Genomic DNA, 12,842 nt, shown 5'->3' on the forward strand with positions numbered 1-12,842 from the left:
TTCCCTGACCGTTCGGTGAACCTTGGGCGGTGCGAGACTGGGGTCGTGGCAGGACGACGACGCATCCCCGTGGAGCAGGGCCGGGCCGCGCTGCGGGCGTGGGCCGCCAGCGACGACCGGTCGGCGGTCGACCGCACGACCCTCGCGACCGCGGTGCGGCACACCGTCGCCGACCTCGGCGACGCCGCTCCCGGGCGCAGCGTCGAGGTGCGGGTCCCCCCCTTCGCTGCGGTGCAGTGCGTCGAGGGGCCGGTGCACACCCGCGGCACCCCGCCGGCCGTCGTCGAGACCGACGCGCAGAGCTGGCTGGAGCTCGTCGTCGGCGACCTCGGGTGGGCCGAGGCGGTGTCCTCGGGCCGGGTGCGGGTCAGCGGCCAGCGCACCGACCTGTCCGCCCACCTCCCCCTCGCCGCATTGCCGTAGGGCAATGCGGGCACTCTCTGCATTGCCCTACGGCAATGCGGGCCGAAGGGAGTCGAGCAGCTCCCCGGCGACCTGCAGGATCCGCACGCTCTCGTCGAGCGGCATGATCGGCGACTCCGTCTCGCCGGCGGCGACCCGCAGCGCCACCTCGGTGGCCTCGTGCCTCAGACCGCGGTGCTTCTCGACCGGGTCGCCCTCCATCGTGTCGAGGACGACCCCGTCGGCGCCGACGAGCCGCATCGTCGTCGGCGTGTAGAACTGCGTCTCCAGCTCCAGCCGCGCCCAGGTGCCGTTGACCGAGGCGGTCGTCGGCGACGAGACCGACATGTCGGTGGCGCACGAGGCGACGGCACCGCTCGGGCCCTGGACGACGAAGGCGACCCGACGGTCGACCCCGCGGTCGGTGAGCGAGCCCACACCGGCGGCCGAGGTGACGCCGCCGAGGCACAGCGAGGCGAAGGACAGCGGGTAGATGCCCAGGTCGAGCATGGCGCCGCCCGCGAGGTCGGGGCTCGCCAGGCGCTCGGGGCCGTCGGGCCACAGCGGGATCGAGTGGTCGGCGAGCACGGTGCTCACCTCGCCGAGCAGGCCGGCGTCGAGCACCTGGCGCAGGACGTCGACGTGCGGGAGGAAGCGGGTCCACATCGCCTCCATGCAGAAGACGCCGGCCTCGCGCGCCGCGGCGACGATCTGAGCCGCCTCGTCGGCGGTGGGCGCGAGGGGCTTCTCGACGAGGACGTGCTTGCCGGCGCGGATCGCCAGCAGCGCGTGCTCGAGGTGCTCGCTGTGCGGGCTGGCCACGTGGATCGCGTCGACATCGGGGTCGGCGACGAGGTCGGCATAGCTGCCGTGGGCCCGGGCATCGGGCACGTGCTCGTCGACGAACCCCTGGGCTCGCTGCAGGTCGCGCGACCCGACCGCCACGACGGTCTGGGCGGTGCCCCGGAGGGAGATCGCCAGCTGCGAGGCGATCCAACCGGCGCCGAGCAGACCCCACCGCAGCGCGGGCGCCGATGCCGGGTCGGGGGTGCGCGGGGTGGGGAGCTTCATCCCGGGGACGTCGGCATGCGGGCGCTGGCTGCTCATGTCACCAACCTACGATGGTGGGGTGAGTGCGCAGCGTCCCCGGAGCAACCCCAAGCCGATCCCCTTCATCGTGACGGGGGCGATCATCGGCTTCATCGTCTTCGGGCTGATCTCGTACTTCGGCCCCAACCGCAACGAGGGCTTCGACATCACCTACGACCCCAGCGCGACCCTCGGCTACATGAGCGTCCTGGGTCTGTGCGTCGGAGGGCTCCTCGGCGCGGTCGTCGCCGCCCTCTTCACCTATCGCAAGTAACTCCCTTCGCCCGGCAGGCCCTCGCGGAGGTGCGACGGTGAGCAGGGGATCAACCGCGGGTCGGCCCTGTGGGAGACTGGTCCTCGTGCCACGCGGAGACGGAACCCTGTCCCACGACCTGCTCCCCGGTGAAAAGGGACCCCAGGACGCCTGCGGTGTCTTCGGTGTCTGGGCGCCGGGCGAGGATGTCGCCAAGCTGACCTACTACGGCCTCTACGCCCTGCAGCACCGCGGCCAGGAGTCCGCGGGCATCGCCACGAGCAACGGCCAGCAGATCCTCGTCTACAAGGACATGGGGCTGGTCTCCCAGGTCTTCGACGAGCGCAGCCTGTCGACACTGCGCGGGCACATCGCCGTCGGCCACTGCCGCTACTCGACGACCGGCGGGTCCACGTGGGAAAACGCGCAGCCCACCCTCGGTGGCCACGACGCCGGCACGGTCGCGCTCGCGCACAACGGCAACCTCATCAACTCCGCCGAGCTCCTCGAGATGGTGGAGGACCGCGCCGCGACCCCCGAGGTCGACGGCACCTGGCGGGGGGTGTCGAAGGGAGAGCTGCGCCGCGGCAACACGACCGACACCGCGCTGGTCACCGCCCTGCTCGCCGACGAGCAGGACCAGTCCCTCGAGTCGGCGGCCATGGAGCTGCTACCCAAGCTGCAGGGCGCCTTCTGCTTCGTCTTCATGAACGAGGACACCCTCTACGCCGCCCGTGACCCGCAGGGCCTGCGCCCGCTCGTCATCGGTCGGCTCGAGCGCGGCTGGGTCGTCGCCTCCGAGACCGCTGCCCTCGACATCGTCGGCGCCTCCTTCGTCCGCGAGGTCGAGCCCGGCGAGCTCGTCACCATCGACGAGGACGGCCTGCGCACGCAGCGCTTCGCTCCCGCGCGGCGCAAGGGGTGCGTCTTCGAGTACGTCTACCTCGCCCGCCCCGACACGACGATCCACGGCCGCACGGTGCACGAGGCGCGCGTCGAGATGGGCCGCGCGCTGGCCCGCGAGCACCCGGTCGAGGCCGACCTGGTCATCGCGACCCCCGAGTCCGGGACCCCGGCCGCCATCGGCTACGCCCAGGAGTCGGGCATCCCCTTCGGGCAGGGCCTGGTCAAGAACGCCTACGTCGGGCGCACCTTCATCCAGCCGAGCCAGACGATCCGACAGCTCGGCATCCGGCTCAAGCTCAACCCCCTGCACCACGTCATCAAGGGAAAGCGGCTGGTCATCGTCGACGACTCGATCGTCCGCGGCAACACCCAGCGCGCCGTGGTGCGGATGCTGCGCGAGGCCGGGGCCGCCGAGGTCCACGTGCGCATCTCGTCGCCGCCGATCAAGTGGCCCTGCTTCTTCGGCATCGACTTCGCCACTCGCGCCGAGCTCATCGCCACCGGGCTCGGCGTCGACGAGATCTGCACCTCGCTCGGGGCCGACTCGCTCGGCTACATCAGCGAGGACGGCATGATCGCCGCGACCGACCAGCCGCGCGACGAGCTGTGCACCGCGTGCTTCTCCGGCACCTACCCGATGGAGCTGCCGAGCGAGGACCGCCTCGGCAAGTCCCTGCTCGAGCTCGAGTTCACCCCGACCCAGGAAGCCGTGCGACGCCCGTGACGACCCCAGAGACCACGCAGCAGACCCCGATCACCTACGCCGATGCCGGCGTCGACGTCGAGGCCGGCGACAAGGCCGTCGACCTGATGAAGGAGTCGATCCGCCGGGCCACCCGCCCCGAGGTGCTCGGCGGGCTCGGGGGCTTCGCCGGCATGTTCGACGCCAGCGCCCTGCAGGGCATGCGTCGCCCGGTCCTCGCCACCTCCACCGACGGCGTGGGGACCAAGGTCGCCATCGCCCAGGCGATGGACCGCCACGACACCATCGGTCAGGACCTCGTCGGCATGGTCGTCGACGACATCGTCGTGTGCGGCGCGGAGCCGCTCTTCATGACCGACTACATCGCGACCGGCAAGGTCGTGCCCGAGCGCATCGCCGCGATCGTCGGAGGCATCGCGAAGGGGTGCGAGCTCGCCGGTGTCGCGCTGGTCGGCGGCGAGACCGCCGAGCACCCGGGCCTGCTCGACCCCGACGAGTACGACGTCGCCGGCGCCGCGACCGGCGTCGTCGAGCACGACGAGGTCCTCGGGCCCGACCGCGTCGCCGCCGGTGACGTCGTCGTCGCCCTCGCCTCCTCCGGTCTGCACTCCAACGGCTACTCCCTCGTGCGCCGGGTCATCGCCGCCGCCGGGTGGGAGCTCGACCGGCACGTCGACGAGCTCGGTCGCACCCTCGGTGACGAGCTGCTCGAGCCCACCCGCATCTACTCGAAAGCCCTGCTCGACCTCGTGCGGGCCGACGGCATCGACGTGCACGCCCTGAGCCACGTCACCGGCGGTGGGCTGGCCGCCAACCTCGCCCGCGTGCTGCCGCAGGGCACGATCGCCCGTGTCGACCGGGCGTCGTGGACCCCGCCGCCGATCTTCTCCCTCGTCGGTGAGCTCGGCGCGGTGCCCCGCGCAGACCTCGAGCGCACCCTCAACATGGGCATCGGCTTCGTCGCCGCGCTGCCGCAGGCCGGCGTCGACGCCGCCATCGCCCGGTCGCGGGCGGCGGGCATCGACGCCTGGGTCCTCGGCGAGGTCGCCGACGCCGCCACGACCGACCCGGTCGCCGGGGTCGAGGTCGTCCAGGGCGCCAAGGGTGTGCACGGTGGCGCCGTGCAGGTCGTCGGGGAGCACGCCTGACACCCGCGGTGCGGGTGCTCGTCGCCGATGCCGACGAGTGGCGCCGGGAGGCTCTCGTGGCCGTGCTCGCGGCGGAGCCCGACCTCGAGCCGTGCCCGCCGGCCGCGACCGTCGGTGAGGTCATCTCGACACCCGGGGTCGACGTCGTCCTCCTGCACGGGGGCCTCGACCGGGGACACGGCCCGATCGACGTCGTGCGTGCGATGCGCGTGGCCCGAGGGCCCGCCTGGGTGGTGCTCACCGACGACGTGGACCTGACGGACGAGGTCATCACCGCGGGAGCCCATGGCTGCCTCGCGGCATCGAGCACCCCGGTGCAGATCGGCGCCGCGATCCGGGCTGCTGCTCGAGGTGACGTCGCCGAGATCGACCAGCCGACGACCGGACCCCTCGTGCAGCGGGTGGGGAGGGATGTCCCGCCCCTGACCGACCGCGAGGTCGAGGTCCTGCGGCTTGTCGCCGCGGGGCTGGGCAACCAGGAGATCGCCGAGCGGCTCTACCTCAGTCTGTCGAGCGTGAAGTCACACCTGTCGCACACCTATGGCCGACTCGGGGTGCGGCGCCGCGAGGCGGCGGCCGCAGAAGCGCGGCGTCAGGGATTGATCTGACGAGAGGTGGCTCGTCGCGCGATCAGCGCTCGCGCGAGGTCCAGGCGTCGTAGTCGTCGTCGTCCGCCTCGTCGACGTCGTCGCGTGAACCGCGCGTCGTCTGCTGACTCGGCTGACCGTGAAGTTCCGCCTCCAGCGCTCGCAGGTCGGTGTCCGGCGAGTAGTACTTCAGCTCGCGGGCAACCTTGGTCTGCTTCGCCTTTGCTCGGCCGCGCCCCATGGCGTGACCCCCTCATTGCGCTCGTGCGGGTCGGCGCTGATCCTCCCGCCGCCCCGAGGGGACGGCAGAACTACCAGAGCGGACCCGGATCTGTGTGCTTTCTCGTGGGGCCAACGGTACATGGTCCGCGGCTGTTCCGTCCCATCGGTCCGGCCCGGGAGACCGTAGGATCGCCCCCGGACGCACGACGACGGGAGCTGATGTGGGCACGACGCCGCTGGGGGCCTCCCTTCGCGCCCTCGTCGTCACCGTGGTGCACCATCCGGAGGACTCCCGGATCCGACACCGCGAGATCTCCGCGCTGCTCGTGGCGGGGTGGCAGGTGACCTATCTCGCCCCCTTCGCCGCCCACGACCTGCCCGTCCCCGAGGTCGCCGGCGGGCTGACCTGCGTCGACCTGCCCCGGGCCTCCGGACGGGATCGGCTGGGCGCCGCCCGGGCCGCCCGGGCCAGCGTGCGGCAGCTGGCCCCCGACCACGACGTCGTCCTCGTCCACGACCCGGAGCTGGTGCCCGCGCTGGCAGGCCTGGGGGTGCGGCACCTCGTCTGGGACGTCCACGAGGACCCGGCCGGCGCGCTCGTCGTCAAGGACTGGCTCCCGGCGGCGCTGCGGCGCCCGGTGGCCGCCGCCTGGCGCGGGGCCGAGCGGCTCGTCGAGCGTCGGCACCCCCTGCTGCTCGCGGAGCACGCCTACGCCGGGCGGTTCCGCCGCGATCACGCGGTCGTCCCCAATGCGGTCGTCGTGCCCCCGCACGTGCCCCCGGCAGGCGGGGCCCGGCTGGTGCACGTCGGCAACCTCACGCTCGCCCGCGGCAGCGAGACCATGGTGGAGGTCGCGCGGCTGGCTCACGCCGCCTCCGACGGCGCCATCACGCTCGACGTCGTCGGTCCGGCCCGCGACGAGGCCTCGCGATCGGCGATGGCGGCCGGGGCCGCAGAGGGAGTCCTCGTGTGGCACGGGTTCCAGCCCGCCGACCGGGCGATGGCGATGGTCGACGGTGCCCTCGCCGGGCTCGCCCTCCTGCGCGACCTGCCCAACTACCGCGGCTCGATGCCGACCAAGGTCGTCGAGTACCTCGCCCACGGCGTCCCCGCCATCACCACCCCGCTGCCCCTGGCCCGTGACCTGGTGGAGGAGTGCCGCGGCGGGGTCGTCGTGCCCTTCGACGACCCGCAGGCGGCGGCTGACGCGGCCGTGCGGCTGTGGCGTACCCCCGACGAGGCCGCGGCGATGGGGGAGCGCGGTCGCGATCTCGTGCGCGAGCGCTACGACTGGGCGAAGGGAGGGCCCGCCTTCGTCGCGGCCCTCACCGAGGTCGCCGCCGCCCGCTCCCCGCGCCTCTGACGCGGAGCCTGCGCCGCGGCTCGATGTCGGCGGGTGCGTCCCAGCGCACCGTCGTACATCGACCCGGCGTGGGAGTCAGGCCTCGGAGGTCGACGAGGGCACGAGGGCGCCGAGCTCGGCCCGCAGGGCGGGGGAGAGGCCCTCGGTCGTGCCGACGAGACCGATCTCGCGCGGTGCCAGCCGCTCGATGGCGCGCCCCACCGCAGCCGGGACCCGGTCGCTGCGCAGGAGCAGCAGCGGGCTGTCGGAGTGGGCCGAGGCGACGATCGCGGAGAGGGTCTCGACGCCGGTCGTGTGGGCCGAGACGAGCACCCGGCCGCCTGCAGAGGCGTCGGCGCTCAGGTCGGCCGCGAGGGCCATCGGGCCGCCCGTGGGACCGAAGCTGATCTCGGCGCCGGTGGCCGACTCCAGACGCTGGACGATGTCGAGGGACCAGTCCTCCTCGTTGCCGTCGAGCATGAGCCGGCCGGGAGCGAGCTCGGTCAGCGCGGCGACGAGCTCGTCGGGGACGTGGGTCTCCTCGCAGACGACGACGGCGCGCCCGGTCTGCGCGGCCATCTGCGAGATGGCCGGTGCCCGACCACCGCTGTGCGGGAGCGTGACGTGCACGACCGAGCGGTCCTGCGGGGGGAAGGCGCGCAGCAGCGCGGCCGAGGTGACGCCGGGGTCCTCGTCGCCGATCGACTCGACCGGGGCGTCGGAGAGGTCCTCGAGGCGCTCGCGCGTGCTGGGGTTGACCAGCTCGTCGCCGCCGACGACCACGACCCGCCGCGGCTCGAGCCGCCGCAGCTCGTCACGGGTGGCCGAGGGCACCGAGCCGGGGCGCACCCACAGCAGCGGCCAGCCGAGCCGGGCGGCGATCGGCGCGACGACGCGAGCCGTCGCGACCTTGTGGACGCTGACGACGAAGGCGCCCTCGACGCCGGGCTCCCAGGTGTGCCGGCTGAGCGAGGTCGCCACGTCGACGCGGGACTCGCCACCGAAGCGCCGGGTGCCGGGGACCTCGGGCTCGGCGAGCGGCGCTGCCTTCTTCTTCGACCGCTTGGGCAGGGTGGCCTCGTAGAGGGGCAGGACCTCCTCGGTCGGCCCGTCGGCGATGAGCCGGCCCTGGTCCATCCACAGCACGCGGTCGCAGATCTGACGGATGTTGCCGTTGGAGTGCGAGACGAGGAAGACCGTGCCGGCCTGCTCGCGGATGCGGGCGATCCGCTCGGCACTCTTGGCGCGGAAGTCGGCATCACCGGTGGCCAGGGCCTCGTCGATCATCAGCACATCGGGTGCGGCCGCCGTGCTGATCGCGAAGCGCAGCCGGGCGCCCATGCCGGAGGAGTAGGTGTTCATCGGCAGGTAGACCGCGTCGCCGATGCCGGAGAACTCGACGATGTCGTCGAAGCGCTCGCGGATCTGCTCCTTGGTGAGGCCGAGGGCCTGGGCGCCGACGTAGATGTTGCGCTCGCCGCTGAGCTTGCTCATGAGCACGGCGTTGACGCCGAGGAGCGAGGGCTCGCCGGAGACCCACAGCCGTCCGGCCGAAGGGGGGATGAGCCCGGCGACGGCGCGCAGCAGGGTCGACTTGCCGGAGCCGTTGCGGCCGATGATGCCGATCGACTCGCCGTGCCGGGCGACGAAGCTGACGTCCTTGACCGCGTGGACCTCGCGCACGCGCGGCTCGCGGCGCCCGAGGGCGTCCTTGAGGGAGCGGGACTCGCTCTGGGCCGAGGGGCTGCCCTTGCGGCCGCCGCCGTAGACGGCGTACTTGACGTCGAGGTGGCTCACGATGACCGTCGGGTCGCCGATCGTCACGTCGGGGGTGTGCTCAGCCACGGCCGTACCTCGCCTCGTCCCACCAGAAGAGCACCAGCCCGATCGCGGACAGGCCGAGCGCCCAGCCGCCCATCATCAGCCAGTCGCGCAGGACGACGTCGTTGCCCGGGCCGGTGAGCAGGGCCTGCCGGCCGAGGTTGAGCATGAGCGCGAAGGGCTGGTAGACGACGCCGGTGGCGATCGTCGCGGGCAGGTTCTCGGCGTAGTGGATCACCGGGAAGAAGACGCCGGAGGCGTAGCGCAGCAGCCGGACGATGACCGGGATGAGGTTGCCCAGGTCGCGGGAGGCGTTGACCAGGCGCGCCCCGATGAAGGCGCAGCCGAGCAGGGCCAGGCCCTGCAGGAGGATCGCGACGGGGAAGAGCAGCCACTCCCAGTCGGGGGTCTCGCCCGTGAGCAGCATGAGCGCGCCGAGCAGCAGGAAGGCCGGGATCGAGGCGAGCAGCTCGGTCACCATGATCGAGATCGGCAGGATCGCGCGCGGGAAGTGCAGCGCCCGCACGATCGACAGGTTGCCGGTGATCGCCTTGGCGCCGCGGGTGATGACCGACGAGGTGAAGGTGAACATCACCACGCCGATGGCGAGGAAGCCGACGAAGTTGTCGATGCCCCGATCGGTGCGCAGCAGCAGGCCGAAGATCGCGTAGTAGCTGGCGATGAGCACCAGCGGGTTGAGCACCGCCCACACCTGCCCGAGGCGGTTGTCCTCGTTCTTGGCGTAGGACTCCGCGGAGGCGAGCGTCCAGACGAAGGAGCGTCGCTGCCAGATGTCGGCGAGGTAGCGGCCGAGCGGCGGACGCTCGCTGAGCGTCCGCAGCCCGTGCCTGGCCGCGAGCTCCGCGGCCTCCTCGGTGGAGAGAGCCGGGGGGAGGGGGGCCCGCGAGGGGGCCTCCGTCACAGGCGCTCGACCTTGTCGCTGTCCTCGGCCACCCCGCGGGTGTCGAAGAAGCGCTGGGCCGTGGACGCGAGGGCCTCGACGTCGAAGGACTTGTGGTTCTGCACCAGGACGGTGAGGTCCGCAGCGGCCACGGCGGCGTCGAGGTCGTCGACCCGCTCCGCCTCGGGCACGGCTCGCCAGTCGGCGACCTTGGCGTCGAAGTACTGGACGGTGGCCCCCTTCGCGATGAGCTGCTGGGCCAGCGGGACCGCCGGCGACTCACGCTGGTCGGCGATGTCGGGCTTGTAGGTCACGCCGAGCAGGAGGACGGTCGAGCCGCGCAGCGACTTGCTGTCCTCGTTGAGGATGTTCTGTGCCCGCTGCACGACGTAGGCCGGCATCGTCGCGTTGATCTCCTGGGCCAGCTCGACGAAGCGGAAGGGGTAGCCCAGCTTGGCGCGCACGTTGTACGACAGGTAGTTGGGGTCGATCGGGATGCAGTGACCGCCGACACCCGGCCCGGGGTAGAAGGCCTGGAAGCCGAAGGGCTTGGTCTTGGCCGCCGCGATGACGTCCCACAGGTCGATGTCGAGGTCGTGGCAGAAGCGCGCCATCTCGTTGACCAGGGCGATGTTGATGTGGCGGTAGGTGTTTTCGAGGAGCTTGGCCGTCTCGGCCTCGCGCGTGCCCTTGGCCCGCACGACGGTGTCGACGAACTGGCCGTAGAAGGCCGCTGCGGCGTCACCGCAGGCGGGGGTGTGGCCGCCGACGACCTTGGGGGTGTTCTTGGCGCCGAACTGCTCGTTGCCCGGGTCGATGCGCTCGGGCGAGAAGGCGAGGAAGAAGTCCTTGCCCGCCTCGAGGCCGCCGGCCTCGAGGGCCGGACGGACGACCTCGTCGGTCGTGCCCGGGTAGGTCGTGGACTCGAGGATGATCGTCTGGCCGGGCTGCAGGTGCTCGGCGATCGTCCCCACGGCCGAGTTGATCGGGCCGAGGTCCGGGCCGCCGTCCTCGGACAGCGGGGTCGGGACGCAGATGACGATGGTCTTGACCTCGTCGAGGCGGGAGGGGTCCGTCGTCGCCTCGAAGCCGGCGTCGAGCATCGCGCGGATGTCGTCGTCGGACAGGTCGTCGATGTGCGAGACACCGGAGTTGAGTGCGTCGACGACACCCTGGTTGATGTCGAAGCCGAGGACCTTGACCCCGACCTTGGAGGCCTCCTGGGCCAGGGGAAGGCCGACATATCCCTGGCCGATGATCGCGACGTCCGCCACTGTGCATCCTTCTCGTAGTCGTGCTCCCCGGGGTCCCGGGGTGCAACCGGGTCCCCGGTGGCTGGCGCGATCATACCGGCCGGTCCTGTCGGGGCGCTGACCATCACCGCCATACAGTGGGCGGCATGTCGGCCCGCCTCCCTGTCCTGCTGGCGACGAGCAACGGCGTCGGCATGGGGCACCTCACCCGACAGCTCACCGTCGCGCTGAGTGCACCCGACGACATCGACCCCGTGCTCATGTCCCTCTCCGGCGCACTGCCGACGGTCCGCTCGGCCGTCGCGTCCGGCGCGCTGCCGGAGCTGGCGGGGGTGCGCACGGAGTACTGCCCCAGCCGCAAGAGCGGATGGCTGCCGAAGGGGGGAGCGGCCCGGCGGTTGCGGGAGCTCTACCCCGCCTACAACTGGGAGCCGTACTTCGCCGACCGCCTCCGGGCGCTCGTGGCCGAGACCGGCGCCCGCCTCGTGCTCTTCGACGGGGTCGTTCCCTACGCCGGACTGCTGGCCGCGCGGCGAGGACTGGAGGGGACCCCCTTCGTCTGGATGCGGCGGGGCATGTGGCGCCCGGGGGTGGGGGAGCCGTGGCTGGCTCACGCCAGTGCCTTCGACCTCGTCGTCGAGCCGGGTGACTTCGCCGCGGCCGGCGACCGCGGCCCCACGGCACGCCGCACCGATGCCACGCGGGTCGCCCCGATCTCCATCGCGGGCGCGATCCGCCGCCACGACCGGCGGGAGGCGCGGCAGGCGCTCGGGCTCGACCCCGACAGGCCGGCGCTGCTGCTCACGCCCGGCACCGGTGCCCTCGAGGACGTGGCGTCACCCGTGCGCGTGGCCCTCGACGTGCTGCGGCGGCAGGCTCCCGACTGGCAGGTGGCGGTGACCAGCCCGGCCCTGGCCCGTCACGGCATCGGCCGCGACGGCGAGGACGTGCACCTGCTCACCGACACCTACCCGCTGGCACGCTCGCTCGCCGCCTTCGACGGCGCGGTGAGCGCCGCCGGCTACAACTCGGTGCACGAGCTCCTCGGGGCCGGCGTGCCGACGGTGCTCGTGCCCGGCCAGTCGCTGGGCACCGACGACCAGCCCGGCCGTGCCGCGACGCTCGCGGCCGCGGGTGCCTGCCTGAGCGTCGACCCGGGTGACGCCGACGGCATGCGCTCGGCCGTGACGCAGCTGGTCGACCCCGACGTGGCCGACGGGCTGCGCGCGGCCTGCCGCGAGCTGCCGGACACCACCGGTGGCGCCGAGACAGCGCGCCTGCTCGTCGACCTCGCACAGGGCGCCCCGGCGCCGCAGGGCCTGGCCGCCGGTGCCCCGTGGGGGCCGCCCGCCTGGCGCCGCGCCCTGCCCGACCCGCGCACCCGCGTCGACCTCGTCGCCGGGAGTGCGCCGGCGACGCGAAGGGGGGCCCGCCCCCTGCACGTCACCGAGGACCTGCCGCCGCAGCGGGTCGGCGACGAGCCCATCGAGCACCTCGTCGAGGGCGCCTCGCCGGAGTACCGGCGGGTGCGGACCGAGGTCGCGCGCTGGATCTACCGCCCCGGTCGCTGACGCAGCCGCACGGCCTCGCGGCGCAACCGTCCGGCGCGGCGGCGGGCCAGCCCGAGCAGCACGGTCGGTGCGCTGTGCCGCCGCGCGGCCTCGCGGGCATCGGGCGAGGCGCCGACGCCCACGACGGCACCGTCGACCCACACCCGCCACCGGCCGGCGGCCGGGTCGTGCAGTGGGGTCGGCCCGTCGAGGTGCACGGCGCCGGAGGCCTCGGCGAGGCGACGATCGAGACCGGGGGCGTCGGCGACCAGCTCGTCGACCTCGACGCCGTGCCGCATCGCGGCCACGAGCAGCTCGGTCCGCGCGAGGTAGCAGGGCCCGGCGTCGCTGTGCACCCGGACCAGGCGGCGGTGCGGTCGGTGCAGCACCCGCACGAGCCGCTCGAGGGCCCCGTCGACGAGGGTCGTGCCCGCCCGGTGGACGAGGACGGTCTCGGCCGAGGCGATCGCCTCCTCGAGCCGCTCGACGGCGTCGGGGGCGTCACCGTCGATGACGACGGTGGACGGCGCGGCGTGAGTGGGCATGCCAGCAGGATAGTGACGGCTAGCTGTACTGACCCGGGACGTTAGGTACGGGATGGGCGAGTCGGCGTGACATGAGGAAGACCTCCGAGTGAGGTGTGGAGCTGTTCAGGAACACACAC

Annotated in this window: 13 protein-coding genes; 7 read left to right on the top strand and 6 right to left on the bottom strand. The window is 73.0% G+C overall.

The window, feature by feature from the left end:
• The first annotated feature begins 45 nt into the window (after positions 1-45).
• Positions 46-423: a sterol carrier family protein gene (locus tag B9B60_RS15730; protein ID WP_084452907.1), complete on the top strand. Its 378-nt coding sequence runs from the start codon at positions 46-48 to the stop codon at positions 421-423.
• 27 nt (positions 424-450) lie between these two features.
• On the opposite strand, the gene B9B60_RS15735 is transcribed toward B9B60_RS15730, so the two are convergent.
• Positions 451-1,509 (bottom strand): Gfo/Idh/MocA family protein, encoded by a 1,059-nt coding sequence (locus B9B60_RS15735; protein WP_234993903.1) that lies wholly within the window; start codon positions 1,507-1,509, stop codon positions 451-453.
• A gap of 22 nt (positions 1,510-1,531) precedes the next feature.
• Between B9B60_RS15735 and B9B60_RS15740 the strand changes: the two genes are divergently transcribed.
• The 4 genes from B9B60_RS15740 to B9B60_RS15755 all read left to right on the top strand — a co-directional run bounded on the left by B9B60_RS15740 (position 1,532) and on the right by B9B60_RS15755 (position 5,109).
• On the top strand, positions 1,532-1,765 hold the full coding sequence (locus B9B60_RS15740; RefSeq protein WP_072623489.1) for a hypothetical protein: 234 nt from the start codon (positions 1,532-1,534) through the stop codon (positions 1,763-1,765).
• 85 nt (positions 1,766-1,850) lie between these two features.
• On the top strand, positions 1,851-3,374 hold the full coding sequence (purF, locus tag B9B60_RS15745; RefSeq protein WP_200811252.1) for an amidophosphoribosyltransferase: 1,524 nt from the start codon (positions 1,851-1,853) through the stop codon (positions 3,372-3,374).
• Positions 3,371-4,501: a phosphoribosylformylglycinamidine cyclo-ligase gene (purM, locus tag B9B60_RS15750; protein WP_084452911.1), complete on the top strand. Its 1,131-nt coding sequence runs from the start codon at positions 3,371-3,373 to the stop codon at positions 4,499-4,501. The genes purF and purM overlap by 4 nt, the downstream gene beginning before the upstream one ends.
• A gap of 8 nt (positions 4,502-4,509) precedes the next feature.
• Positions 4,510-5,109, top strand: coding sequence for a response regulator transcription factor (locus B9B60_RS15755; protein ID WP_084452913.1), 600 nt, complete (start codon positions 4,510-4,512; stop codon positions 5,107-5,109).
• A gap of 22 nt (positions 5,110-5,131) precedes the next feature.
• Here the strand turns inward: B9B60_RS15755 and B9B60_RS15760 are convergent, their stop codons facing one another.
• Positions 5,132-5,329 (bottom strand): DUF3073 domain-containing protein, encoded by a 198-nt coding sequence (locus B9B60_RS15760; protein ID WP_084452915.1) that lies wholly within the window; start codon positions 5,327-5,329, stop codon positions 5,132-5,134.
• Positions 5,330-5,531: 202 nt separating this feature from the next.
• Between B9B60_RS15760 and B9B60_RS15765 the strand changes: the two genes are divergently transcribed.
• Positions 5,532-6,674: a glycosyltransferase gene (locus tag B9B60_RS15765; RefSeq protein ID WP_234993904.1), complete on the top strand. Its 1,143-nt coding sequence runs from the start codon at positions 5,532-5,534 to the stop codon at positions 6,672-6,674.
• A 75-nt stretch (positions 6,675-6,749) separates the two neighbouring features.
• On the opposite strand, the gene B9B60_RS17805 is transcribed toward B9B60_RS15765, so the two are convergent.
• From B9B60_RS17805 to B9B60_RS15780, 3 genes are read right to left on the bottom strand one after another with little or no spacing between them, the layout of a single operon-like run.
• Positions 6,750-8,498, bottom strand: a complete 1,749-nt coding sequence (locus B9B60_RS17805; RefSeq protein ID WP_084452917.1) for an ATP-binding cassette domain-containing protein — start codon at positions 8,496-8,498, stop codon at positions 6,750-6,752.
• Positions 8,491-9,396: an ABC transporter permease gene (locus B9B60_RS15775; protein ID WP_072623494.1), complete on the bottom strand. Its 906-nt coding sequence runs from the start codon at positions 9,394-9,396 to the stop codon at positions 8,491-8,493. Before B9B60_RS15775 ends, B9B60_RS17805 begins: the two co-directional genes overlap by 8 nt.
• Positions 9,393-10,649 (bottom strand): nucleotide sugar dehydrogenase, encoded by a 1,257-nt coding sequence (locus B9B60_RS15780; protein WP_072623495.1) that lies wholly within the window; start codon positions 10,647-10,649, stop codon positions 9,393-9,395. Before B9B60_RS15780 ends, B9B60_RS15775 begins: the two co-directional genes overlap by 4 nt.
• Positions 10,650-10,774: 125 nt before the next feature.
• Between B9B60_RS15780 and B9B60_RS15785 the strand changes: the two genes are divergently transcribed.
• Positions 10,775-12,199, top strand: a complete 1,425-nt coding sequence (locus B9B60_RS15785; RefSeq protein ID WP_084452918.1) for a glycosyltransferase — start codon at positions 10,775-10,777, stop codon at positions 12,197-12,199.
• Here the strand turns inward: B9B60_RS15785 and B9B60_RS15790 are convergent.
• Positions 12,181-12,723, bottom strand: a complete 543-nt coding sequence (locus tag B9B60_RS15790; protein ID WP_084452920.1) for a hypothetical protein — start codon at positions 12,721-12,723, stop codon at positions 12,181-12,183. The genes B9B60_RS15785 and B9B60_RS15790 overlap by 19 nt on opposite strands.
• Positions 12,724-12,842: the final 119 nt, after the last annotated feature.

The organism is Janibacter indicus (assembly GCF_900176385.1).
GTDB classification, from domain to species: Bacteria; Actinomycetota; Actinomycetes; order Actinomycetales; family Dermatophilaceae; genus Janibacter; species Janibacter indicus.